The 24154-nt window shown below is 66.4% G+C and carries 26 protein-coding genes; 17 read left to right on the top strand and 9 right to left on the bottom strand.

Going from position 1 to position 24154, the window contains the following annotated elements; all coding sequences use genetic code 11:
- Complete coding sequence (gene aas / locus ACE3OU_RS03410) at positions 1-2142, bottom strand: bifunctional acyl-ACP--phospholipid O-acyltransferase/long-chain-fatty-acid--ACP ligase (protein WP_374240135.1); 2142 nt, start codon at positions 2140-2142, stop codon at positions 1-3.
- Between the two features lie 15 nt (positions 2143-2157).
- Entirely contained in the window at positions 2158-2469 is a 312-nt protein-coding gene (locus tag ACE3OU_RS03405; RefSeq protein WP_374240134.1) for an ArsR/SmtB family transcription factor, read from the bottom strand.
- 183 nt (positions 2470-2652) lie between these two features.
- Here ACE3OU_RS03405 and ACE3OU_RS03400 point away from each other — a divergent pair, with 183 nt between their 5' ends.
- From ACE3OU_RS03400 to ACE3OU_RS03360, 9 genes are all read left to right on the top strand, one after another.
- Positions 2653-2994 carry an ATP synthase subunit I gene (locus ACE3OU_RS03400; RefSeq protein ID WP_374240133.1) on the top strand — a complete coding sequence of 114 codons (342 nt, stop codon included), beginning with the start codon at positions 2653-2655 and terminating at the stop codon, positions 2992-2994.
- A gap of 2 nt (positions 2995-2996) precedes the next feature.
- A complete protein-coding gene (gene atpB / locus ACE3OU_RS03395) occupies positions 2997-3839 on the top strand; it encodes a F0F1 ATP synthase subunit A (RefSeq protein ID WP_374240132.1) in 843 nt (280 codons plus the stop codon).
- Positions 3840-3901: 62 nt separating this feature from the next.
- Positions 3902-4147, top strand: coding sequence for a F0F1 ATP synthase subunit C (gene atpE, locus ACE3OU_RS03390; protein ID WP_079434620.1), 246 nt, complete (start codon positions 3902-3904; stop codon positions 4145-4147).
- 35 nt (positions 4148-4182) lie between these two features.
- Positions 4183-4656, top strand: coding sequence for a F0F1 ATP synthase subunit B (locus ACE3OU_RS03385; RefSeq protein ID WP_374240130.1), 474 nt, complete (start codon positions 4183-4185; stop codon positions 4654-4656).
- A 3-nt stretch (positions 4657-4659) separates the two neighbouring features.
- Positions 4660-5196 (top strand): F0F1 ATP synthase subunit delta, encoded by a 537-nt coding sequence (locus ACE3OU_RS03380; RefSeq protein ID WP_374240129.1) that lies wholly within the window; start codon positions 4660-4662, stop codon positions 5194-5196.
- An 11-nt stretch (positions 5197-5207) separates the two neighbouring features.
- Complete coding sequence (atpA, locus tag ACE3OU_RS03375) at positions 5208-6746, top strand: F0F1 ATP synthase subunit alpha (RefSeq protein ID WP_374240128.1); 1539 nt, start codon at positions 5208-5210, stop codon at positions 6744-6746.
- A 21-nt stretch (positions 6747-6767) separates the two neighbouring features.
- Positions 6768-7637, top strand: a complete 870-nt coding sequence (gene atpG / locus ACE3OU_RS03370) for a F0F1 ATP synthase subunit gamma (protein ID WP_374240127.1) — start codon at positions 6768-6770, stop codon at positions 7635-7637.
- Between the two features lie 28 nt (positions 7638-7665).
- Positions 7666-9042 (top strand): F0F1 ATP synthase subunit beta, encoded by a 1377-nt coding sequence (gene atpD / locus ACE3OU_RS03365; RefSeq protein ID WP_374240126.1) that lies wholly within the window; start codon positions 7666-7668, stop codon positions 9040-9042.
- 60 nt (positions 9043-9102) lie between these two features.
- Positions 9103-9528 (top strand): F0F1 ATP synthase subunit epsilon, encoded by a 426-nt coding sequence (locus ACE3OU_RS03360; protein WP_374240125.1) that lies wholly within the window; start codon positions 9103-9105, stop codon positions 9526-9528.
- Between the two features lie 93 nt (positions 9529-9621).
- On the opposite strand, the gene ACE3OU_RS03355 is transcribed toward ACE3OU_RS03360, so the two are convergent.
- Positions 9622-10431: an NAD-dependent deacetylase gene (locus tag ACE3OU_RS03355; RefSeq protein ID WP_374240260.1), complete on the bottom strand. Its 810-nt coding sequence runs from the start codon at positions 10429-10431 to the stop codon at positions 9622-9624.
- A 141-nt stretch (positions 10432-10572) separates the two neighbouring features.
- On the opposite strand from ACE3OU_RS03355, the gene ACE3OU_RS03350 reads away from it, so the two are divergent.
- From ACE3OU_RS03350 to ACE3OU_RS03340, 3 genes are all read left to right on the top strand, one after another.
- The gene (locus ACE3OU_RS03350; RefSeq protein ID WP_374240124.1) at positions 10573-11421 is read left to right on the top strand and encodes a class II glutamine amidotransferase; all 849 of its coding nucleotides are present in this window, start codon (positions 10573-10575) and stop codon (positions 11419-11421) included.
- 98 nt (positions 11422-11519) lie between these two features.
- Entirely contained in the window at positions 11520-11963 is a 444-nt protein-coding gene (locus tag ACE3OU_RS03345; RefSeq protein WP_374240123.1) for an HIT family protein, read from the top strand.
- Between the two features lie 17 nt (positions 11964-11980).
- Positions 11981-13615: a hypothetical protein gene (locus ACE3OU_RS03340; RefSeq protein WP_374240122.1), complete on the top strand. Its 1635-nt coding sequence runs from the start codon at positions 11981-11983 to the stop codon at positions 13613-13615.
- 24 nt (positions 13616-13639) lie between these two features.
- Here the strand turns inward: ACE3OU_RS03340 and phoR are convergent, their stop codons facing one another.
- Both phoR and phoB read right to left on the bottom strand, forming a co-directional pair.
- Positions 13640-14986 (bottom strand): phosphate regulon sensor histidine kinase PhoR, encoded by a 1347-nt coding sequence (gene phoR / locus ACE3OU_RS03335; RefSeq protein ID WP_374240121.1) that lies wholly within the window; start codon positions 14984-14986, stop codon positions 13640-13642.
- Positions 14987-14989: 3 nt separating this feature from the next.
- Positions 14990-15700 carry a phosphate regulon transcriptional regulator PhoB gene (phoB, locus tag ACE3OU_RS03330; RefSeq protein WP_374240120.1) on the bottom strand — a complete coding sequence of 237 codons (711 nt, stop codon included), beginning with the start codon at positions 15698-15700 and terminating at the stop codon, positions 14990-14992.
- Positions 15701-15866: 166 nt separating this feature from the next.
- Between phoB and ACE3OU_RS03325 the strand changes: the two genes are divergently transcribed.
- Both ACE3OU_RS03325 and ubiE read left to right on the top strand, forming a co-directional pair.
- Positions 15867-16289, top strand: a complete 423-nt coding sequence (locus tag ACE3OU_RS03325) for a gamma-butyrobetaine hydroxylase-like domain-containing protein (protein ID WP_374240119.1) — start codon at positions 15867-15869, stop codon at positions 16287-16289.
- Between the two features lie 22 nt (positions 16290-16311).
- Entirely contained in the window at positions 16312-17049 is a 738-nt protein-coding gene (gene ubiE / locus ACE3OU_RS03320) for a bifunctional demethylmenaquinone methyltransferase/2-methoxy-6-polyprenyl-1,4-benzoquinol methylase UbiE (RefSeq protein ID WP_374240118.1), read from the top strand.
- Between the two features lie 49 nt (positions 17050-17098).
- Here the strand turns inward: ubiE and ACE3OU_RS03315 are convergent, their stop codons facing one another.
- On the bottom strand, positions 17099-18385 hold the full coding sequence (locus tag ACE3OU_RS03315) for a Glu/Leu/Phe/Val dehydrogenase (protein ID WP_374240117.1): 1287 nt from the start codon (positions 18383-18385) through the stop codon (positions 17099-17101).
- Positions 18386-18452: 67 nt separating this feature from the next.
- A complete protein-coding gene (locus tag ACE3OU_RS03310) occupies positions 18453-19220 on the bottom strand; it encodes a LamB/YcsF family protein (protein WP_374240116.1) in 768 nt (255 codons plus the stop codon).
- A 137-nt stretch (positions 19221-19357) separates the two neighbouring features.
- On the opposite strand from ACE3OU_RS03310, the gene ACE3OU_RS03305 reads away from it, so the two are divergent.
- Complete coding sequence (locus ACE3OU_RS03305) at positions 19358-19930, top strand: SCP2 domain-containing protein (protein WP_374240115.1); 573 nt, start codon at positions 19358-19360, stop codon at positions 19928-19930.
- Between the two features lie 15 nt (positions 19931-19945).
- Here the strand turns inward: ACE3OU_RS03305 and ACE3OU_RS03300 are convergent, their stop codons facing one another.
- Positions 19946-20539, bottom strand: coding sequence for a hypothetical protein (locus ACE3OU_RS03300; RefSeq protein WP_374240114.1), 594 nt, complete (start codon positions 20537-20539; stop codon positions 19946-19948).
- A 16-nt stretch (positions 20540-20555) separates the two neighbouring features.
- Entirely contained in the window at positions 20556-21335 is a 780-nt protein-coding gene (fabI, locus tag ACE3OU_RS03295) for an enoyl-ACP reductase FabI (protein ID WP_374240113.1), read from the bottom strand.
- A gap of 131 nt (positions 21336-21466) precedes the next feature.
- Between fabI and ACE3OU_RS03290 the strand changes: the two genes are divergently transcribed.
- Positions 21467-21967 carry an HAD domain-containing protein gene (locus ACE3OU_RS03290; protein WP_374240112.1) on the top strand — a complete coding sequence of 167 codons (501 nt, stop codon included), beginning with the start codon at positions 21467-21469 and terminating at the stop codon, positions 21965-21967.
- Between the two features lie 147 nt (positions 21968-22114).
- A complete protein-coding gene (locus tag ACE3OU_RS03285) occupies positions 22115-24142 on the top strand; it encodes a TonB-dependent receptor (protein WP_374240111.1) in 2028 nt (675 codons plus the stop codon).
- Positions 24143-24154: the final 12 nt, after the last annotated feature.

Below are 24154 nucleotides of genomic sequence, written 5' to 3'. Positions count from 1 at the left end.
TCAGGCCTGTTCGGCCATCTGTTTGAGGGTGACGTAGTCGATCTTGCCGGTGCCCAGCAGCGGCAGCGCGTCCACCGGAATGATCCGCCGCGGTACGGCGATCTCCGGCCAGCCGCCGTCGCGGGCGGCCGCCTGCAGGCGTTCGCGGTTGAGCTGCGGATCGGTGGAGAACAGCAGGATGGTCTCGCCGCGGCTGGCGTCGGGCTGGGTCGAGGCGGCGTGGGCGGCGCCGGGCGAGGCGGCGGCGGCGAGCTTCTCGACGGCCTCCAGCGACACCATCTCGCCGGCCACCTTGGCAAAGCGCTTGACCCGGCCGACGATCTTCACGAAGCCGTCGGCATCGACTTCGACCACGTCGCCGGTCTCGTACCAGCCCTCCCCGGCCGCCGACGCCGGGGCCTGCAGCACGCCGGGGTTGTCGAAGCGCAGGTAGCCGGACATCAGGTTCGGGCCCTTGACGTGGAGCATCCCGCCGCCGGCGATGCCCGGCACCGGCAGCAGGCGGTGCTGCAGGCCGGGCAGGAACTGGCCGACCGTGCCGCTGCGGAAGGCCATCGGGGTATTCACCGCCAGCACCGGCGCCGTCTCGGTGGCGCCGTAGCCTTCGAAGATGCGGATCCCGAACTTCTCGAACCACAGGTCGCGCACCGGCGTGGCGAGCTTCTCGGCGCCGGCGATCACGTAGCGCAGGCGGTAGAAATCATAGGGATGGGCGAACCTGGCGTAATTGCCGAGGAAGGTGCTGGTGCCCAGCAGCACCGTGCAGTTGCGGTCGTAGGCCAGCTCCGGGATCACCCGGTAGTGGAGCGGCGACGGATACAGGAAGACCCTGGCGCCGGTGAGCAGCGGCAGCAGCCCCCCGGCGGTGAGGCCGAAGGAATGGAACAGGGGCAGCGCGTTGAGGATCTTGTCGTCGATGGAAAAATCGACCACCGCGCGGATCTGCGCCACGTTCGCCAGCAGCGCCCGGTGGGACAGCACGACGCCCTTCGGCTTGCCCTCGGAGCCCGAGGTGAACAGCACCACCGCCGCATCTTCCGGCGACGCGGCCGGCAGCGCGGCGCGGGGGAAGGGGCGTGCCCACAGCAGCAGCCACAGCGTGTCGGCCAGCCCCATGCCGGCGCGGAGGTCTTCCAGATACACCACCCGCACGCCCTGCAGCGCGGCCAGCTTGTCGCCGAGTTTGGCCTGCTCGACGAAGGCCCGCGAGCTGACGATGGTGCGGATCTGCGCGGCGGTGCAGGCGGCCTGCATGCCGTCGACGCCGGCGGTGTAGTTGAGCATCGCCGCCACCCGGCGCCGGGCGCCCAGGCCGAACACCAGCGCCAGCGTCGGCGCCAGGTTGGGCAGCAGCAGGCCGACCCGCTCGCCGGGGGCGCTCTCGCGGGCCACCAGCCGGCCGAGGGCCAGGGCCATGTCGATCAGGTCGCGGTAGCTGTATTCGATCTGCTTCAGGTCCTCGACCAGCCGGGTGCCACGGCCGTGGATCGCCGCCGCGTCGAGCAGCGCCTCGAAGAGCGTCTGCTCCGGGCGGGTGGCGAAGATCATCTCCTGCATCAGCCGGCGCATCCCCTCCCCGGCCTTGCGGCGGCGGTCCCGCGCGGTGCCGGCCTCGGGCATCGGCAGCCGGGTGGTGGGCTGCAGGAAGAGGCTGATCCGCGGGAACAGCTTGCGCGGCACGTGGGCCGCGAGCCGCGAGAAATACGTCCGCGCCGCGCCGTCGATGCGCACCGGCAGGATCGTGGCGCCTGTCCTCGCGGCGACGAAGGCCGGGCCGTCGTAGGTCTTCATCAGGCTGCCGGTGGTGGTGATGCGGCCTTCGGGGAAGATCACCACCGGGCGCCCGCCCTCGATCAGGCGGATCACCCGCTTCATCGCCATCGGGCTGGTCGGGTCCACCGCCAGGTAGTCCACCAGCCCGAGCAGCAGCCGGAACACCGGGTTGCGGACGACCCCCGTATGCACCACGAACACCGGGTCGAGGGGCAGGAACAGCCCCAGCAACAGGCCGTCGAGGAAGGATTCGTGATTGGCGACGACCAGCAGGCGCCCGCGCTCGGCGGGCAGCCCGCCCTTCACGCGGACCCGGAACAGCAGTCCGGCCAGCCCGCGCAGCAGCATCTTGAGGAGGTTTCGCATCATCGGCATCGCGGCGGGTCAGAGCCAGGTCTCCAGGTAGTCGTTCACCTTCCCGAAGGCCGCCTGCAGGTAGGCCTTGTTTACGTGGAAGTAGATCTCCTTGCCCTCCCGCTCGGCCACCAGCACGCCGGCTTCCCGCAGCACCTTGAGGTGATGGGAAACCGTGGACCGGGCGAGGGTGGACACCTCGGCGATCTGCCCCACGTTGAGCCGCTCACCCGGCTCGAAGGTGAGGAGGATGCGCTGCCGGTGTTCATCGCCGAGGGCGCTGAAGATCAGGGAGATGTCGCGCCACGCTTCCGGGATGGCTCGGGAGTAGTCCTTATTCATGTCGATGATCATCGATATGTTTTGGGAAAGTGTCAAGCTCCGGGGCCGGACAAACGCGAAGCGCCCTAAGAAATCCAGCGGCTGCGGCGCCGCAACAATTGACTTTGTCACGGTTAACCCCTACCATCCGCATGTTTTTCGTACGGCGAACGGCGCAACACCCGACGTGCCACGCAGAGAACCATGTTTAAAGCGGTATTCCTGCAGATAGGCGCGACGATCCTGGCGGCAATAGTCGCGGGAGCGATCATAGGGGTGCGCGGTGCGTTGTCGGCGGCGTTGGGAGGCGCAGCCTGTGTTCTTCCCAATTTGTTTTTCGCCCTGCGCCTGCACGTGGTATCCAAGCGTCCGGCTGCGTCGTACCCGCTTGCGTTTTTTGTTGGCGAGTTCTTGAAGATCGCGTCAACCGTAGGATTGTTGGCGACCGTTCGACTCGTGTATCCAGACGTCCATTGGTTGGCGTTGTTTCTCGGGTTGGTCGTGGCGCTGAAGGCGAATTTGTTTGCATTTTTGGTGAAGACCTGACCATGAGCACTGGTACCGAAGCACACGCCCCGACAGCGGGCGAATACATCGTCCACCACCTGACCCACCTCAACTCTACCGGTCACGCGCAAACCGCGATCATCGACTGGAGTGTGTGGAACCTGGACACCCTCTTCTTCTCGATCGGCCTCGGCATCGTCACCCTGCTGATTCTGGTCAAGGCCGCCAGCAAGGCCACGTCCGGCGTACCGGGCCGCTTCCAGGCTGCCATCGAGATCCTCGTCGAGATGGTTGCCGATCAGGCCAAGGGCATCGTCCACAGCGCCGAATCCCGCAAGTTCGTTGCCCCCGTCGCCCTCACGGTGTTCTTCTGGATCTTCCTGATGAACTCCATGGACTTCCTGCCCGTCGATCTGCTCCCCAAGATCTGGGCGATGATCTCCGGTGACGAGCACGCCTACCTCCGCGTCGTGCCGACCGCCGACCTCAACGGCACCCTGGGCATGTCCATCGGCGTGCTGCTGATCTGCCTCTACTACAACATCAAGATCAAGGGCTTCGGCGGCTGGGTGCATGAACTCTTCACCGCGCCCTTCGGCTCCCACCCGCTTCTGTATCCGATCAACTTCCTGATGCAGATGATCGAGTTCCTGGCCAAGACCGTCTCCCACGGCATGCGACTGTTCGGCAACATGTACGCCGGCGAGCTGGTGTTCATGCTGATCGCGCTGATGGGCGGTACCGCCACCGTGTTTGGTTTCCTGGGTCACGTGGTCGCCGGTTCCATCTGGGCCGTCTTCCACATCCTGATCGTCGCCCTGCAGGCCTTCATCTTCATGATGCTGACCCTGGTGTATATCGGTCAGGCTCACGAAAGCCACTAAGTTTCAGAGTTTTAGCAGTCGTTTCGGTTTCAATTTAAATCATCTCAACTAAAGGAGTCGTCATGGAACACGTTCTTGGTTTTGTTGCTCTGGCCGCTGGTCTGATCATTGGTCTGGGTGCTATCGGTGCCTGTATCGGTATCGGCATCATGGGTAGCAAGTACCTCGAAGCTTCTGCCCGTCAGCCCGAACTGATGAACGCCCTGCAGACCAAGATGTTCCTGCTGGCCGGTCTGATCGACGCTGCGTTCCTGATCGGTGTCGGTATCGCCATGATGTTTGCGTTCGCCAACCCGTTCAAGATCTAAGTTTCGCGGTCCAACCTGACTAAAGGAAGAGAACCGTGAATCTGAACGCAACCCTGGTAGCCCAGCTCGTTGTGTTCTTCATTCTGGCGTGGGTCACGATGAAGTTCGTGTGGCCCCCCATTGTGAAGGCACTCGACGAGCGTGCGAAGAAGATCGCCGACGGGCTGGCGGCTGCGGACAAGGCGAAGAGTGATCTCGCGCATGCCGAGAAAAAGGTCGTCGAAGAACTGCGCAAGGCCCGCGAGTCCGCTACGGACGTGCGTGCCGCTGCTGAAAAGCAGGCTGCCGTTTTCCTCGATGAAGCGCGCGCCGAAGCCGCCCGAATCATTGCCCAGGCCCGTGAAGCCGCTGAAGCCGAAGCTGGCGCCGCTGCTCAACGCGCCAAGGAAGCCTTGCGCGATCAGGTCGCCCACCTGGCAGTCGCCGGCGCCGAGAAGATCCTCCGCAAGGAGATCAACGCTCAGGCCCACGCCGACCTGCTGGCCAACCTGAAACAGGAACTTCAATAAGCCATGGCCGAGAACGTCACCATCGCTCGCCCCTATGCTGAAGCAGCCTTTCAGCTCGCTTCCGCGGGCAATGCGCTGGGGCCTTGGTCGGAAGCACTCGATCGGCTGGCGGTCGTCGCCGCCGATCCGCAAATGCGGGATTGCATTGCCGATCCCAAGCTCCAGCCGCAGCAACTGGCTGGGCTTTTCCTCGATGTTGCCGGGGCCGGACTGACTGCCGAACAGCAGAACTACGTCCGCGTCCTGGTCGACAACGAGCGTCTGCAGGTGCTTCCCGAGATCCGTGACCTGTTCGTTGCCCTCAAGAACGAACATGAAGGTATCAAGGAGGCGAAGATCACCTCCGCCTTCCCGATGGACGATGCCACGCTGAAAGCCCTGGTCGCTGACTTGGAAAACCGCTTCAAGGCCAAGCTCAACGTGACCGTCAGCGTCGACCCCGAATTGATCGGTGGGGTCAAGATCGCCGTCGGGGATGAAGTCATCGATGCCTCGGTCCGCGGCAAGCTCGCGAACATGGCCGCCGCGCTAAAGAACTAGGAGCATAAGCAATGCAACTTAACCCCTCTGAAATCAGTGACCTGATCAAGAGTCGGATTCAGAACCTGCAGCTGTCCGCGAATGCCCGCACCGAGGGTACCGTGGTTTCAGTGACCGACGGTATCTGCCGTATCCACGGCCTCTCCGATGCCATGCAGGGCGAAATGCTGGAATTCCCCGGCAACGTGTTCGGCCTCGCCATGAACCTCGAGCGCGACTCCGTCGGCGCCGTTGTGCTGGGTGAGTACGAAGGCATCTCCGAAGGCGATACCGTCAAGTGCACCGGTCGCATTCTGGAAGTCCCGGTCGGCCCCGAGCTGATCGGTCGCGTCGTCAACTCCCTGGGCCAGCCGATCGACGGCAAGGGCCCGATCAACGCCAAGCTCTCCGAGCCGATCGAAAAGGTCGCCCCGGGCGTGATCTGGCGTAAGTCGGTGTCTCAGCCGGTGCAGACCGGTCTGAAGTCGGTCGACTCCATGGTTCCCGTCGGTCGTGGCCAGCGCGAGCTGATCATCGGCGACCGTCAGACCGGTAAGACTGCCGTTGCGGTTGATGCGATCATCAACCAAAAGGGCCAGAACATGATCTGTATCTACGTTGCGGTCGGTCAGAAGGCTTCGACCATCGCCAACGTGGTGCGCAAACTCGAAGAGCACGGCGCGATGGAATACACCATCGTCGTCGCCGCTACCGCTTCCGAGTCCGCCGCGATGCAGTACATCGCGCCGTACTCCGGTTGCACGATGGGCGAATACTTCCGCGACCGCGGCCAGGACGCCCTGATCGTCTACGACGATCTCACCAAGCAGGCCTGGGCCTACCGTCAGGTTTCCCTGCTGCTGCGTCGTCCTCCCGGCCGTGAAGCCTACCCGGGCGACGTGTTCTACCTGCACTCCCGTCTGCTCGAGCGCGCTGCCCGCGTCTCCGAAGAGTACGTCGAGCAATACACGAAGGGTGAAGTCAAGGGCAAGACCGGTTCGCTGACCGCTCTCCCCGTGATCGAAACCCAGGCCGGCGACGTTTCCGCGTTCGTTCCGACCAACGTGATCTCGATTACCGACGGCCAGATCTTCCTGGAAACCGACCTCTTCAACGCTGGTATCCGTCCCGCCATCAACGCGGGTATCTCCGTGTCCCGCGTCGGTGGCGCCGCCCAGACCAAGATCATCAAGAAGCTCGGCGGCGGTGTCCGTCTGGCCCTCGCCCAGTACCGTGAGCTGGCTGCCTTCGCGCAGTTCGCCTCCGACCTGGACGAAGCCACCCGCAAGCAGCTCGAGCGCGGTCGTCTCGTTACCGAACTGATGAAGCAGCAGCAGTACGCGCCGCTGTCGGTTTCGGAAATGGCGATCACTCTCTTCGCGGTTGAGAAGGGCGCTTTCGACGACGTCGATGTCAAGCGTGCCCTCGCCTGCGAAGCCGCGATGCATCAGTTCGTGAAGACCAAGGCCGCCGATCTTGTCGCCAAGATCGAATCGACCAAGGACCTCGACGCCGACGGCTCCAAGCAACTGGCCGCCGCGATCGAAGAGTTCAAGAAGAGCTGGGCATAACGCGGGCATACGGAGAGCAAAATGGCTAGCGGCAAAGAGATCCGTAACAAGATCAAGAGTGTCCAGAACACTAAAAAGATCACCAAGGCCATGGAGATGGTCGCTGCGTCCAAGATGCGTAAAGCTCAGGACCGCATGCGGGCTGCCCGTCCCTATGCCGAGAAGATCCGCCGTCTCGCCGCGAATCTGTCTGCTGCCAACATCACCGACTACAAGCATCCGTTCCTCGTCAAGAAGGACGATGTCAAGCGTGTGGGGCTGATCGTCGTCACGACCGACAAGGGTCTGTGCGGCGGCCTCAACACCAACACCTTGCGTGTCGCGTTGAACGCGCTCAAGGATTGGGAAAGCAAGGGCGTCACCGAAATTCGCGTGACCGCGATCGGCAACAAGGGGCTGGGTTTCATGCAGCGCCTTGGTGCCAAGGTCGTTTCGCATGTCACCCAGCTCGGGGATACCCCCCATCTGGAAAAGCTCATCGGGCCTGTCAAGGTCATGATCGACGCGTTCCAGAATGGCGAGCTGGACGAGGTGCATCTTGTCTATTCCCGCTTCATCAACACGATGAAGCAGGAACCCCAGCTTGAGCAGCTTCTCCCGCTGACCGGCGAGCGTCTCGGAACCCCGGAAGGGAACTGGGACTACCTCTACGAGCCGGACGCGCAGGTGGTGATCGACGAACTCCTGGTGCGCTATGTCGAAGCGCTGGTGTACCAGGGTGTCGCCGAGAACATGGCGTCCGAACAGAGTGCCCGGATGGTGGCGATGAAGGCAGCCTCCGACAACGCAGGCAACGTGATCGGCGAACTGCAACTGGTCTACAACAAGACTCGTCAGGCAGCCATCACGAAGGAACTGTCTGAAATTGTCGGCGGCGCAGCCGCGGTGTAACGGATTAAACAAGTTTGGGGAAACGACGATGAGTCAAGGAACGATCGTTCAATGCATCGGCGCCGTGGTGGATGTGCAGTTCCCGCGCGACGCGATGCCCAAGGTTTACGACGCCCTCACGCTGGAAGGTGCTGAACTGGTTCTCGAAGTTCAGCAGCAACTGGGTGACGGTGTGGTGCGTACCATTGCGCTGGGGTCTTCGGACGGCCTGCGTCGTGGCATGCAGGTTTCGAATACCGGCAAGGGTATTGCCGTGCCGGTCGGTCACGGCACGCTGGGCCGGATCATGGACGTGCTGGGTCGCCCGATCGACGAAGCCGGCCCGATCCAGTGCGACGAGCGTCGGGTCATTCACCAGAAGGCCCCGAAGTTCGACGAGCTGTCCCCGTCCGTGGATCTGCTCGAAACCGGCATCAAGGTTATCGATCTGATCTGCCCGTTCGCCAAGGGCGGTAAGGTCGGTCTGTTCGGCGGTGCCGGCGTGGGCAAGACCGTCAACATGATGGAGCTCATCAACAACATCGCCAAGCAGCACAGCGGTCTGTCGGTGTTCGCCGGCGTGGGCGAGCGTACCCGTGAAGGGAACGACTTCTACCACGAAATGAAGGACTCCAACGTTCTCGACAAGGTTGCGATGGTGTTCGGTCAGATGAACGAACCCCCGGGCAACCGTCTGCGCGTCGCGCTGACCGGCCTGACCATGGCCGAGCGTTTCCGTGACGAAGGCCGTGACATCCTGTTCTTCGTGGATAACATCTACCGTTACACCCTGGCCGGTACCGAAGTGTCCGCGCTGCTGGGTCGTATGCCGTCCGCGGTGGGTTACCAGCCGACGCTGGCCGAAGAAATGGGCCGTCTGCAGGAGCGTATCACCTCCACCAAGGTGGGCTCGATCACCTCCATCCAGGCCGTGTATGTGCCTGCGGATGACTTGACCGACCCGTCCCCGGCGACCACCTTCCTGCACCTCGACTCGACCGTCGTGCTGTCCCGTGACATCGCGGCCCTGGGTATCTACCCGGCCGTGGATCCGCTGGACTCCACCTCCCGTCAGCTCGATCCGCTGGTTGTTGGCGAAGAGCACTACAACACCGCTCGCGGCGTTCAGCAGACCCTTCAGCGTTACAAGGAACTGCGCGACATCATCGCGATTCTCGGTATGGACGAACTGGCTCCGGAAGACAAGCTGCTTGTCGCCCGTGCCCGTAAGATCCAGCGTTTCCTGTCCCAGCCGTTCTTCGTGGCGGAAGTGTTTACCGGTTCCCCCGGCAAGTACGTTCCCCTGAAGGAAACGATCAAGGGCTTCAAGACGATTCTCAGCGGTGAAGTGGATCACCTGCCCGAGCAGGCCTTCTACATGGTCGGCCCGATCGAAGAAGTCTTCGAAAAAGCGAAGACCCTCTGATCAATGCGACCATCGCCCGGCGGCGCTCCATGAGCCCGCCGGTTTGAGGAGGAATTAGCTATGGCAATGACCATTCACGTCGATATCGTCAGCGCGGAAGAGCAGATCTTCTCGGGTCTGGCCGAATTCGTGGCGCTGCCCGGTGAGTCCGGCGAGCTGGGCATTCTGCCCGGCCACATGCCGCTGATGACCCGCATCAAGCCGGGTGCCGTGCGCGTCAAGGTTCAGAATCAGGCCGAGGAAGAGCTGGTCTTCGTGGCGGGCGGTCTGCTGGAAGTTCAGCCGAACCTCGTCACTGTCCTCGCCGACACCGCGATCCGCGGTCACGATCTGGACGAGGCAAAGGCGCTTGAAGCCAAGCGTCGCGCCGAAGAGGCCATGCAGAACCAGGGTTCCGCCCTGGAGTACGCAAAGGCCCAGTCCGAGCTGGCCACCGCGCTGGCTCAGATCGCTGCGATCAACAAGCTGAAGAAACGCGGCCACTGATCTTCACGATCGGCGGCAAAGCAGAAGGGCAGTCCGAAGGGGCTGCCCTTTTTGCATGACCGGGCCGGCCGTTGGTGAGGCGCCTGCGCCCCGTCAGCTGCACGCGTCCCGGCCGCTGTCCAGGGAGTAGCCGGCGGCGTCGAGAATGGCCGGCAGCGCCTCGGCGGCGCGCATGCGCAGGCGTACGGTCACGAGTTCGCTCAGGTGGGTTCCACCCGGGTTGATCTCGATGGTCGGATCGCCGCGTCCGGCGGCGGCGAGGACCGGCCCGGCAATGTAGGGGAAGGCGCTGCCGGTGCCAACCGAGATGACCAGGTCCGGCCGCTGGGCGAGGACGGTCTCGAAGCGGTGCAGGGCCTGGCTCGGGAGGTGTTCGCCGAACAGCACCACGTCGGGCCGCAGGATGCCGCCGCAGTGGGGGCAGGCTGGGGGGATCTCCAGGCCGGCATAGCTTTCGACCTGGCGCACGCGGCCGCAGTCGACGCAGCGCAGGCGGCGCAGGGTGCCGTGCATCTCGATGACGTCCCGCGAGCCGGCCAGCAGGTGGAAGCCGTCCACGTTCTGGGTGACCACGGTCACCTGCCCGTGCAGGGCCTCGAGGCGGGCGATGGCGTAGTGGCCGGCGTTGGGGTGGGCGCCACGGCAGCTGGCCTCGATCTGGGACAGGTAGCGCCAGGCGATGTCCGGACGTTTCTCGAACATGGCGCCCGACAGCGCCTGCTCGATCGGCAGGCCGATGTCGGTGAGGGCGCCCTCGTACAAGCCGCCGACGCCCCGGTAGGTCGGCAGGCCGGAATCCGCCGACAGCCCGGCGCCGGTGATGAAGAGGATTCGCCGTGCGGTCGATAGCAGGCGACCCGCGGCTTCAATGAGCCCGCTGGAATGGTTTAGGGTACTGTTCATCATGCGATAGCCCTGCTGGGCGCATTCGGTCGGAACACGCACCTCAAGCCGGGATTGTGCGGTTTAACGACCGCGGATGCGAGTCTTTTAGCCATGTGGCCGCCCTCCCCCGCGGCCGCCCGCAAGATGGGAATCAGGATCATGTGTCAGCTGCTGGGAATGAACTGCAATACGCCAACCGACATCTGCTTTTCCTTCGCCGGTTTCCAGGCGCGGGGCGGGCTCACCGACGTCCACCGTGACGGCTGGGGGATCGCCTTCTTCGAGGGCCGCGGGGTTCGCCTGTTTCTCGACCCCCAGGCCAGCAGCACGTCCCGGGTGGCGGATCTGGTCCGCAATTACCCGATCCACTCCCTCAACGTGATCGCCCACATCCGCAAGGCGACCCAGGGGCTGGTGAGCCTTGAGAACACCCACCCCTTCCAGCGGGAACTGTGGGGGCGCCACTGGGTCTTTGCCCACAATGGGAACTTGCACGGCTTCAACCCTGAACTTTTCGGTCAGTTTACGCCCGTTGGTCAGACGGATTCCGAACGCGCCTTCTGCTACATCCTCGAGGCCCTGCGCCGGCGTTTTCCGGGTGGCGAGCCGGGCCGGTCGCAACTATTCGCGGCGATCCGCGAGCTGGCCGCCGAGATCGGTGCCCACGGCGAGTTCAACTTCCTGCTCTCCAACGGCAGCTGCCTGTTCGCCCACTGCGCCTCGAGGCTGGCCTACATCGTCCGGCAGGCGCCGTTTGCGCGGGCGCACCTGAAGGATCAGGACGTGTCCGTGGATTTCAGCGAGCTCACCTCGCCCGACGACCGGGTGGCGGTCGTGGCGACCACGCCGCTGACCGACGACGAGAGCTGGACGGTGATGGAGCCAGGCAGCCTGCAGCTGTTCGTGGATGGTGCCCCCGTCGACATGGGGCCAGCGCTCACCTGTCCTTTTGTGCGGGAAGACGGCGCGCCGGCTAATGCCTGCGCCGTGCCTGCCGCGGGAGCGTGATTTTTTTATGAATTGCGTCACACCAGGTGACCAACGAGAATTTGTGACCCATCCGGGCTAGAATCCCCGGCTATATCGAGATCCAGGGCGAGAACCCCATGCCGACGAGCACTCCGAAAGATTGCCCCTTGTGTTTCCCTGTTGGCGAGACACTGCTCTGGCACGATGCGAGCTGCCGGGTGATCCGCGTCAAGGATGCGGACTATCCGGGCTACTGCCGTCTGATCTGGAACGAGCACGTCGCCGAGATGAGCGACCTGACGCCAACCGAGCAGCGCCATTGCTTCAACATCCTGATGGCGGTCGAGGTGGCGCTGCGTGAATGCTTCCGCCCCGAGAAGATCAACCTCGCCAGCTTCGGCAACGTGGTTCCGCATCTGCACTGGCACCTCATCCCCCGTTATCTCGATGACCGCCATTTTCCCCAGCCTATCTGGGGTCAGGCACAGCGCAAGAGCGGCGGCTCTCCCGCGCCGGAGGTCGACGACGCGCGTCTTGCGCTGGCGATCCGCAACGCCATTGCCGAGCATCTCGCCGGTTGAAACCTGAGGATCCATCGATGCCGGACAGCGCTCAAACCCATACCGACCTGCGCAGCGTGGAGCAATACCGCAAGCTCCTGCGCAACCTGCACACGCTCAACGCCGCCGAGAGCCATGCGACCCTCGTGCGCATGCTCGAAGGCCTCCTGGCGAGCCCGCTGGGCCCCGAGGAGCAGCTCGAAGTGCTGGAGTCGGCCCGGCAGACGATCACCTTCGTCCAGCACGAGATGTCGTCCCGCTACGCGGCCCATCCCCTGCCCCCCGACAGCCAGGAGGATGCCACCCTGCGCCAGGTGGTGCGCCTGTGGACGGCCCTCAGCACCGCCTACGCCCGCCTCGCCGAGGGTGGCAGCGGCAGCGACGAATTCCGCGCCCAGTGGCCGCTGCTCGCCCAGCGCCGCATCCAGTACCTGGGCCAGGTCATCATCGAATATTTCCGTGCCCACCGGGCCGAACCGCCGGGCGCCTGGAAGGCCGTCCATGCGGCCTTCCTCGAGGCGGAGCGGGCCGGCGTGACCCACAGCCGGGTCATCGACCCCCTCAACAACACCTGGAAGGCCCAGAGCCCCGACGAGGCCTACATCGCCCTGCTGCTGGTGGATCTCACCAACCCCTACGGCCGCAACCAGCGTGAGCTCAACTGGATCTGCCGCTGGGCCCAGCGCTTCGCGCCCTACTGCATCATGCAGACCAGCTGGGAGAAGGACGACGCCCGCGCCTACGGCCTCGACCTCTCCGAAGACCATGGCCTGCGCCCGGTGGCCCTGATCGGCCCCCGCCCGGGCATGCGGCGTTTCGACGGCCATCGCCTGGCGGCCCAGATCAAGGCCATGCTGGCCGAGTTCAAGCAGGGCACCACGCCGGCCTCCCTCGGCCTCGGCGACGACTGTTCCCAGCCCGCCTGTGCGCGCCTGCTCGTCTCCCTGTACCGCCCGTGGGGCATGTCGGCGGCGGGGCGGCGTTTTCCGCGCCGCAGCAAGAAGGGCAGCAACAAGATCTGCACCGACTGGGAGGCCATCGGCCTGCTCGTCTCGGGGCGTGATTTCGTCTCGCCCAACCGGCGCCAGACGCTCGGGAGCCGCTACGACATCAACGTGATCACTTTCGGCCGCGCGGATGGGGGCGTCGAGGAGTTCATCGACCCCGAGCTCGAGGTGCACCGGCGCGGCTTCGCCCTCGACGAGTGGCAGACGGTGGATCACTCGGTGTCCGGCTTCCGCGTGCAGCGCAAGCACGCCGGGCAGCGCATCGAGCATCACCAGATGGTGGGCATCAAGCCCAGCGACGGCAGCCAGTACCTGCTCGGCCAGGTCAGCTGGTTGATGTACGAGCCGGACGGCACCCTGATGGCCGGCATCCATCTGCTGGCTGGCCTCCCCACCGCGGTGGCGGTGCGCACCACCGGGGTCAATGTGAGTTCCCATGAGCCCTATGCCCAGGGCTTCCTGCTGCCGGAGATCGCCGCGATGCGGGCGCCGGCGACCATCGTGCTGCCCGGCGGCTGGTTCCATGCCGACCGGGTCATCGAGCTCCATGACGGCGAATCGCGCCAGCTCCGCCTGACCAGCCTGGTCGCCCGCGGCACCAACTTCGACCAGGCCACCTACGAGCAGGTGGCGACCACGCCGCGGGTGGCGGCCAGCGCCGCCTGACGGCCCGGGCCGTCAGGCCCGCGTTCAGGCCACCAGCCGGCGGGCCGGGAAGCAGGCCGTGAAGCGGCTGCCCTGGCCGGGTTCGCTGGCGATCAGCAGATCGCCCTGGTGGCGGCTCAACACGTGCTTGACGATGGCCAGGCCCAGCCCGGTGCCGCCGGTTTCCCGGGAGCGGCCCCGGTCCACCCGGTAGAAACGCTCGGTGAGGCGCGGCAGGTGCTCGGCGGCGATGCCGATGCCGTCGTCCTCCACCGTGTATTCCACCACCGCGCCCCGCTGCCGCCAGCTGATGCGGATGTGCCCGCCCTCGGGCGTGTAGCGCACCGCGTTGATCGCCAGGTTGGCGAAGGCGCTGTGGAGCTCCTTCGCGTTGCCGAGGAGCGGCGCCTCGACGCTGCAGTCGAGCTCGATGCGGTGGCGGCCGGCCGAGACGGCGACGGCTTCCTGTTCCACTTCGCGGACCAGCTTGGCCACGTCCACCGGCTCTTCCTGCCACATCGGCGCGCCGGTCTCGAGGGCCGACAGGGTCAGCAGATCCTGGATCAGCTGCTGCATCCGCCCGGCCTGCTCCGAGGCCAGGCCCAGGTAGTGGCGGATGTCGTCCTTTTCCAGATCGTCGAGGCCGTCGATCACCGTTTCGAGGAAACCGCTGACGACGGTCAGCGGCGTGCGCATCTCGTGGGACACGTTTGCGACGAAATCCCGCCGCATCGCCTCGACCCGCTCGCCCTGGGTGATGTCCTCGGAGATCAGCAGGTGCATGTCGTCGCTGAAGGGCACGATGGTGACCACCAGGGTGCGGGGCACCGGCCGCCCGAGGGTGAGGGTGAGGGGCGCCGAGTAATCGCCCGTCTCGAGGTAGCGCACGAAATCGGGCTGCCGCACGATGTTGGTGACGGGGGTACCCTGGTCGCGCACCCTGTCCAGCCCGAACTGCTGCTCGCCCCGGTGATTGACCCAGTCGATGGTGTTGTGGGCGGACAGGAACATCAGCCCGTGGGGCATCGCCTGGCTGGCTTCGCGGAAGCGTTCGAGGGCCGCCGACAGGCGTTCCTCCCGGGAGTGGGTGCGCTGGGCGCGCCGATTGACATCGGCGAACACGTAGTCCCACATGCCCACGGCCCGCGGCAGCGGGGCCGACTCTTCCGACGGCGTGCGCATCCAGCGCACCAGCTTGAACAGGTTGTTGATGTGGTAGGCGCCGGCGACGACCATCGCCAGCGCGAAGGTCAGCAGCCCCGCCTCCCGGCCGAAGAACAGCCCGACGCCCACCGCCATGGTGATGAAGATGCTCAGCGCCGTGAACACCGCGACGCGGATGTAGCTGATCGGGCGGATGACCGTCAGGGTTTCGGTGGGTTGGGTGGGCACGGTTCAGCGCCCCGTGGTGGCGGTTTCCTGCTGGGTCGACAGGCGGTAGCCGCTGCCGCGTACCGTCTGCACCAGCCCGTCGTGGTTGCTGGGCTCGAGGGCGCTGCGCAGGCGGCGGATATGCACATCCACGGTGCGCTCCTCCACGAACACGTGGTCGCCCCACACCTGGTCGAGCAGCTGGGCGCGGGAGTGCACCCGTTCCGGGTGGGTCATCAGGAAGTGCAGCAGGCGGAACTCGGTCGGGCCGAGGTTGACCGGCTTGCCGTCGGCGGTCAGCCGGTGGGTGGCCGGATCGAGGCGCAGGCCGCCGATCTCGACGGCATCCTCGGTGGTCTCCGGGGCCCGGCGGCGCAGCACGGCCTTGATGCGGGCCACCAGCTCGCGGGGCGAGAAGGGCTTGGTGACGTAGTCGTCGGCGCCCGCCTCGAGGCCGGCGACCTTGTCCTGCTCCTCGCCGCGGGCGGTGAGCATGATGAGCGGAATGCTGCGGGTGCGCTCCTCGCTGCGCAGGCGCTTGGCGAACTCCACGCCCGACATGCCGGGCAGCATCCAGTCGAGGAGGATCAGGTCGGGCAGCGCGTCGCGCACGATGCGCTGGCCCGTCTCGGCGTCACTGGCCCGCAGCACGTGGTGTCCGGCCCGCGTCAGGTTGGCGGCGATGAGTTCCTGGATGGCGGGCTCGTCTTCGACGAGAAGGATCGTGGCGGGCATCAACAGCTCCAAGGGATCATGGGACGGGCGGAGTGTATTGCAGCAAATTGAAGTTTTGATGACAGGTCACCGGATTGAAACCTTGCCGTCCACCACCGCCATGCCCGGCAGCGGGCCGGCCTTCTAGTATCATGGCGAGGTTCACCATTTTAACGACGGAAAGCCCATGGCCGGCCTCAGCAAGGACGATCCCGTTCCCACCGAGATCAAGCTTCACCAGCGTTCGCGCCTCATGGAGGTCGCCTTCGACGACGGGCGGCGCTTCGAATTGAGTTACGAGTTCCTGCGGGTCTTCTCGCCCTCTGCCGAGGTGCGCGGCCACGGGGTCGGCCAGGAAGTCCTGCAGCTCGGCAAGCGCGACGTCACCATCGAGCGCGTCGAGCCCGTCGGCAACTACGCGATCCGCCCGGTGTTTTCGGATGGCCACGACAGCGGCCTGTATTCGTGGGACTACCTCTACAAGCTGGGCGAGAACCGCGATGACCTGTGGCAGACCTACCTCCTCCGCCTCGAGGCCGAGGGCGGCAGCCGCGACCCGGCCGATCTGCCCCCGCCCGCCCCCAAGGCCGGCGGCTGCGGGCACCACTGACAACCGACCTTTCCTCACGATCATGAACGACAAGACCACCCATTTCGGCTTCCAGCAGGTCGCCGAGTCCGAGAAGGCCAGCAAGGTCCGCGGCGTGTTTTCGTCCGTCGCCGGCAGCTACGACGTGATGAACGACCTCATGTCCTTTGGCTTGCACCGCCTCTGGAAAGCCTTCACCGTGCAGATCGCCGGCGTGCGCAAGGGCGACCGGGTGCTCGACGTGGCCGGCGGCACCGCCGACCTGTCCCTCGCCTTCGCCAGGAAGGTCGGCCCGACCGGCCAGGTGTGGCTCACCGACATCAACCACGCGATGCTCTCCCGCGGCCGCGACCGGGTCGTCGACCACGGCCTGCTGCTGCCGGTGGCCCAGTGCGACGCCGAGAAGCTGCCCTTCCCCGACAACCACTTCGACGTGGTCACGGTGGCCTTCGGCCTGCGCAACATGACCCACAAGGACCAGGCCATCGCCGAGATGCGCCGCGTGCTCAAGCCCGGCGGCCGCCTGCTGGTGCTGGAGTTCTCGAAGGTCTGGAAGCCCCTGGCGCCGGCCTACGATTTCTACTCCTTCAAGCTGCTGCCGATGATGGGCGAGAAGGTTGCCAAGGACGCCGACAGCTACCGTTACCTGGCCGAGAGCATCCGCATGCACCCCGACCAGGAGTCCCTCAAGACGCTGATGGAAGAAGCCGGCCTGTCCCGCGTCGAGTACTTCAACATGACCGCCGGCGTCGTCGCCCTGCACCGGGGTTACAAGCTCTAGGGCCGGCGGGCGCCCTGCCCCGGCACGGCCTGCCGGGGCGTGGGGGCGGTCAGGGATACAGCCCGCGCAGCTTGTGGGCCGTCAGCAGCCGCTCGCAGCCCAGCACGAAGGCGGCGGTGCGCAGGCTGATGCCCTTCTGCCGGGCGGTTTCCCAGACCGCGGTGAAAGCCTCGCGCATGATGCGCTCGAGGCGGGCGTTGATCTCGTCTTCGCTCCAGAAGAAGGCGCTGATGTCCTGCACCCATTCGAAGTAGCTCACCGTCACGCCGCCCGAGTTGGCCAGCACGTCGGGGATCACCGTGATGCCGCGCTCCTGCAGGATCAGGTCGGCCTCGGGAGTGGTCGGGCCGTTGGCGCCTTCGACCACGAGGCGGGCGCGGATGCGGCCGGCGTTAGCGGTGGTGATCTGGTTCTCGAGGGCCGCGACCACCAGGATGTCCGCGTCGGTGGCCCAGAAATCCTCGGCCGAGGTGCTCTCCGCCCCCGGCGCGCCGTGCAGCGTACCGTGCTCCAGGCGCCAGGCCTTGACGGCCCGCACGTCGAAGCCGCCCGAATTGGCGATCGAGCCGCTGTCGTCCTGCAGCGCGACGACCCGGGCGCCGGCGTCCGCAAAGCAGCGGGCGGCGGCTTCGCCCACGTTGCCGAAGCCCTGGAGCGCCACCTTCGCGCCGCTGATCTCCAGGCCCAGGCGGCGGGCCGCCTCGGTGGTGCTCACGAACACGCCGCGGCCGGTGGCGTCCCTGCGCCCCAGGCTGCCGCCCAGGCTCACCGGCTTGCCGGTGACCACGCCCATCGCGGTGCGGCCCTCGTTCATCGAGTAGGTGTCCATCACCCAGGCCATCACCTGTTCGTTGGTGTTGATGTCCGGCGCCGGGATGTCCTTGTCCTGGCCCAGCAGGATGTGGATCTCGCTGGTGTAGCGGCGGGTCAGGCGTTCGAGCTCGGCGGGCGAGAGGGTCTTCGGATCGACCCGCACGCCGCCCTTGGCGCCGCCGAAGGGAAGGTTGACCACCGCGTTCTTGACGGTCATCCAGGCCGCCAGCGCCATCACCTCCGCCAGGGTCACCTGCGGGTGGAAGCGGATGCCGCCCTTGCCGGGGCCGCGCACCAGGTTGTGCTGGACCCGGTAGCCCTCGAAGTGGGCCATCTCGCCGTTGTCGAGGCGGATCGGCACATTGACGATCAGCGAGCGCATCGGCCGGGTCAGGATCGGCACCAGGGGCCGCAGCTCGGCCGCCAGATAGGGCTCGACCCGGTCGATCTGCACCAGGAAGGTCTCCCACGGGCCCAGGTGTTCGGCGGACAGGTAGGACGGAATGTGCGAGACGTTGCTCATGTTGTTCTCTCTCCTCCGGTGGCGTGCCTAAGCGGAAGACTGCCCGCCGGGGCGGCAGTTCCCGGGCTCAGAGCAGTTCGAGGGGGGCCAGCCGGTAGTCCCGGTGCAGCAGTTCCTCGCGCAGGAAGCGCGCCGTGCGCACCGCGTCGGGCCCGTCGCCGTGCACGCAGATGCTGCCGATGGTACACGGCAGGCGCTTGCCGGTGACGGAGATCAGCGCCTGCTCGTCGAGCATCGCGGTGACGTGGGCGAGGGAGGCCTCGGCGCCGTGGATCATCGCGTCGGGGCGCGAGCGCGGCACCAGCTGGCCGTCGTCGAGGTAGGCCCGGTCGGCGAAGATCTCCTCGACCACCGGCAGGCCGGCCAGGTAGCCCGCCTCGGCGAGCTTCGACAGGGCCGGCGCGAGCAGGATCAGCGCGGGGTCGAAATCCTTGATCGCGGCGATCACCGTGGCGGCCAGCGCCGGGTCGAGGCAGGCCATGTTGCTGAGGGCGCCGTGGGGCTTCACGTGGCTCATCGTCAGCCCCTCGGTGCGGGCCATGCCGGCCAGCGCCGCCAGCTGGTAGAGGATGATGGCTTCGAGCTCGGGCGCCGGGATCGTCATCGGGCGGCGGCCGAAGCCCTGGAGGTCGGGGTAGGCAATGTGGGCGCCGACGCTCACGCCGGCCTTGCGGGCCAGGCTCAGGGTGCGGCGCATCACCAGCGGGTCACCCGCGTGGAAGCCGCAGGCGATGTTGGCGCTGTTCACGGTGGCGAGCATGTCGGCGTCGCTGCCCATCTCCCAGGCGCCGAAGCTTTCACCCAGGTCGGCGTTGAGGTTGACGGTGTGGGGCATGGGGGTCTCGCGAGGATGGTCGAGCCGTGATGATGACACCATCCGTCGTGCTTTGTGTTTCACCTTGGCGGGCCGCTGCCGGCCGGCGCGCAGCCTTTACAATAGGGCCTGTTCGCGTATCCCTGCGGGAGTCCCCGATGCTCGTCTCGTCGGCCGTTGCCGGCCTCAATCACCTGCTTGCCGACGCCCCCTGGGCGCGGGAGCGCCTCGCCCCCTTTGCCGGACGCACGGCGGTCTTCTCGGTGAAGCCCGTCGACATCGGCGTCGGGATCGACAACGACGGTTATTTCACCGAGGCGGTGGCCGCGGAGCCGGACGTCGCCCTCGAGCTGCCGCTGGGCTCGTTGCCCAAGGCGATCGGCGGCGTCGAGGCCCTGATGGCCGACATCCGCATCAGCGGCAACGCCGATTTTGCCGATGCCCTCGGCTTCGTGCTGCGCCAGCTGCGCTGGGATGGCGAGGAGGCCCTGGCGCGCCTCGTCGGCGACATCGCCGCCCACCGGGCGGTGGGGCTGGCCCGCGGCGTGGCGGACTGGCATCTGTCCACGGCCCGGCGGGTGGTGGACAACCTCGCCGAGTATTTCAGCGAGGAGCAGCCGATGGTGGTGAAGCACGCCGCTCTCGAGGCCTTCGCCCACTCGACCGCCACCCTGCGCGACGATCTGGCGCGCCTCGAGAAGCGCCTGCGCAAGCTGGAAGGCCAGGGCTGAGGCCCGGCCGGCGGGTCAGGGCAGGAAGACCGGGTCGGACAGCACCAGCGTGCCGTCCCGGCGCATCATCAGGTTGGCCGGGTTGAGGAGATCCGGCTGGACGGGGTATTCCTCGATGAAATCCGACAGGGCCGAAACAGCCTGGATCAGGCTGGCCGGGAGCCCGGTGGGCGGGTCCTGGGCGATGTGGTAGAGGGCCAGGCGGCCGCGATTGACGCCCATGTTGGCCCATTTCTCGCAGCCTTCCCAGTAGGCGTCGACGAGGATCCGGCCGAGTTCGGCGGCCTCGCCCGCGAGGGGCTGCAGGCGCTCGATCTCGAGCAGGCGGAAGGAGTAGCCGTTGCTGGCCTTGCCGACGACGCCGTGGTCGGCAAGCAGGCGCGGAAAGTGGACGCCGGTGGGGCGGTCGTCGGCGGCGAGGTAGAAGTAGTCGGCGGGCGAGCTCACCACCTTGAAGACCCGCTCATCGTCGGGGGCGGCGAGGACGATGGAGGATTCCCCCCGCCCGAGTTCGGTGAGACCGTCGAGCAGGGGGTGGGCCGGGACCGGATCGGGGAGGCAGGTGGCCTCGGCCGCCTGGGCCGATCCGGGGTCGGGCCGGTCGATCATGGCCGATCGTGGCGACTTACCCGATGATGTTGTAGCCCGCGTCCACGAAATGCACGCCGCCGGACATGTTGCGGCCCGCGTCGGAGACCAGGAAGGCGGTGAGGGCGCCGATGTCTTCCGGGGTCACCAGGCGGTGCAGCGGCGAGCGGTCGACCGCGGCGGCCATCAGGCCGTCGAAGCCGGCGATGCCGGAGGCGGCGCGGGTCATCAGCGGGCCCGGGGAGATGGCGTTGACGCGGATGTTCTTGGGGCCCAGCTCGAAGGCCATGTAGCGGGTGGCGGCCTCGAGGGCGGCCTTGCACAGGCCCATCACGCCGTAGTTGGCGATGACCTTCTCGCTGCCGAGGTAGGTCATGGTGATCAGGGAGCCGCCACCGGCCTTCTCGAGGAGCGGCTCGGCCTTGCGGGCCAGGCGCACGAAGGAGTGGGTGGACACGTCCATCGCCAGCGCGAAGCCGTCGGCCGAGGTGTCGACCACGCGGCCGTGCAGGTCGTCGCGCTTGGCGAAGGCCATGCTGTGGATCGCGAAGTCGAGCTTGCCGTACTTGGCGTCGATCTGGGCGAACACGTCGTCGACGATCTCCGGCTTGGTGACGTCGAGGAGCATCACGTCCTCGACCCCCAGGCGGCTGACGATGGGCTCGATGAAGGCCAGGGTCTTCTCGTTCTGGTAGGTGATGACGACCTTGGCACCGGCCTCGACACAGGCCTCGGCAACGCCGGTGGAGATGGATTTTTCGTTGGCGATACCGGTGATCAGGCCGACCTTGCCTTCGAGATTGATGATGGGCTTCATGGATGGGCTCCGTTGGAAGAGAAAAATACTGCGCTGCAGCAAATGTACGACTTAAAATAATAGAGACTTGTCGTTACAGTCCACTCCTCCGTAACGGAAGGTTCCCAGATTTCTTCAATCGGATTGTTGCGATGCATCAAAAAACCGCCGAAAACCTTTCCGCCCCGGGCATCACGCCGGTCTATGTCTTCCTCGATTTCGATGGGGTCACCCACCCGTGGAGCCAGGCGGAGGATTTCCGCTGCCTGCCCGTGCTGGAGGCGGTGCTGCGCGATTATCCCGAGACCCGGGTGGTGATCTCTTCCGACTGGCGGACGCTGTTTTCGCTGCCCAAGCTGGTGGCGCGCTTCTCCGAGGACATCCGGCCGCGGGTGATCGACGTCACCCCAACGATCTTTCCGCGCAATCCCAACGAGCTGTACGGCCTGCGCGAGCGCGAGGCGCGCCAGTGGCTGGCGGCCAAGGCGCCCACCGCCGAGTGGCTGGCCGTGGACGACGCGCCGGGCAACTGGCCGACCCGCCCGCGGCTGGTGCTCACCGACTTCAAGCAGGGCTTCACCGACGAGGACGCCGCGCGGATGCGCCGCATGCTCGACGCCTTCCGCGCCGGCCCGGCGCCGGCGGGCGCCTGACCCGCGTCCGCTCCTCGCCCCCGCGGGGCCGCCCCGGCCCTTGCGACACGTTGCCGCACCCGGGCCTTTCCTGGCCTGGATCAAGCGTTTTCGACGAGCCGCCTTGCTACAGTTCGGCCCCTTTGCCGACTGTTGAGGACTGCTCCGATGACGCTCTTCCGCCTTACCCCCGTCGCCCTCGCGCTGGGGGCGACCTGCGCCGGCGCCGCCTTCGCCCAGCCCGCCGCGCCGGGCGCCGACACCGCCCTGACGCTGGGGCAGGTGGTGGTCAGCTCGGGCGCCAGCGGGCCGCTGGAGGCCCGCCGCCTGCTCACCTCGGTGGACATCCTCCCCTCCGAGCGGATCGAGAACCTGGTCCCGCAGAACAACTGGGAGCTCTTCGGCCAGGTGCCGGGCGTGATGCTCACCCAGTTCGGGCAGGGCACCACCTCGGGCAAGTTCTCGATGCGCGCCTTCAACGGGGAAGGCGAGATCAATGCGGTCAAGCTGCTGATCGACGGGGTGCCGTCCAACAGCAACGACGGCAACATGCCCTACATCGACCTGGCGCCGCGGCTGGACATCGACGCCATCGAGGTGGTGCGCGGCACCAACGACGCCCGCTATGGCCTGCACAACATCGCCGGCAACGCCAACATCGCCACCCGCAGCGGCGGCAACTACCTGCTCGGGCGGGCGAGCTACGGCAGTTTCAACACCACCGACCTGCAGGCCGCCGCGGGTATCGAGAAGGACGGCCTGGCGCAGAACTACGCGGTGGCGCTGCAGCGCAGCGACGGCTACCGGGACCACTCGGAAGCCCAGGGCGGGGCCTTCTCGGGCAAGCTGTCCTTCACGCCCCAGGGCGGCACCAGCCGCTTCGGCCTCATCGCCCGCCATTACACCGCCCGCGCCGACGAGGCCGGCTACCTCACCCGCAGCCAGCGCAGCGTCGACCCCGACCAGTCGCCGGCCCATAACGCCACCGACGAGGATCGCCGCCAGGTGAGCCAGTTTGCCGTCCAGGGTGAGGCGGAGCTCGGCGGCCGCTGGTTCTGGAACGGTCAGCTCTACCTCAACAACCTGGACGACCACCGCTTCGTGAAGTTTTCGGCCGGCGCGTCCCAGCAGGAGCGCATCGTCCTCGAGACCCACACCGGCATCTCGAACACCCTGACCTGGCGCGGCGGCCAGACGGCGATCGGGCAACTGTCGGTGATGGGCGGCTTCGATGCCGAACATCAGGACAACCGCAGCCAGCGCTACAACACCATCAGCCAGGTGCGCCAGAGCCAGACCCGCAACCAGAGCTTCGAGTTCGACACCCAGGGCGCCTTCGTGCAGGCGGAATGGAAACCGCTCCCCGCCCTGACGCTGGTGCCGGCCTACCGCATCGACAGCATCCACGGCAGCTACACCAACCAGCTCAACGGCATCACCTACCCCGTCAACGCCTACGGCGTGATCGAGCAGCCCAAGTTCTCGGCGATCTATGCACCCGGCAAGGCCTGGTCGCTCTACGGCAACTGGGGGCGCAGCTTCCAGGTCGGGGTGGGCACGGCGTCCTACAAGGTCAATCAGACCAGCGACCTGGCGCCGTCGCTCAACGAAGGCGTCGAGCTGGGCGTCAAGTTCAGGCCGGTCGCCTGGCTCGACGGGCGGGTCGCGGTGTGGCGGCAGACGGCCTCCAACGAGGCCCGCCGCAAGCTCAACGATCCCGCCAACGACGCCGAGAACATCGGCCAGACCCGCCGCCAGGGCGTCGACCTGCAGCTCAACGCCCGGCCGATCGGGCGCCTCGGGCTGTGGATGTCGGCGGCCTACCAGGAGTCGGAGATCCTGAAGGCCGACGCCAGCTCGGTCGCCACCACCGGCCGGGAAATCGACCACGTCCCGCACCTGCTCTACAACCTGGGCGCCGACTACCAGGCGAGCGACGCCCTGAAGGTGTCGGGCTGGGTCAATGGCCAGTCCAGCTACTACCTCGAGCGGACCAACAGCAGCGGGAAGTTCGGCAACTTCGCCCATGTCAACCTCTCCGCCGCCTATCGCCTCACGCCGGCGGTCAGCGCCGAGCTGCTGGTCCGCAACCTCTTCGACCGCTACAGCGAGTATGTGTGGTGGGACGGCGCCCAGAGCCTGCACGCGCCGGGGACGCCCCGCAGCGTCTTCGGCACCCTGGCCGTCCGCTTCTGAGCAAGCGCCCGC

It is taken from the genome of Zoogloea sp., from assembly GCF_041908905.1.
GTDB lineage: Bacteria > Pseudomonadota > Gammaproteobacteria > Burkholderiales > Rhodocyclaceae > Zoogloea.
The sequence above is the reverse complement of the archived record's forward strand: the minus strand, read 5'-3'. Positions and strand labels throughout refer to the sequence as shown.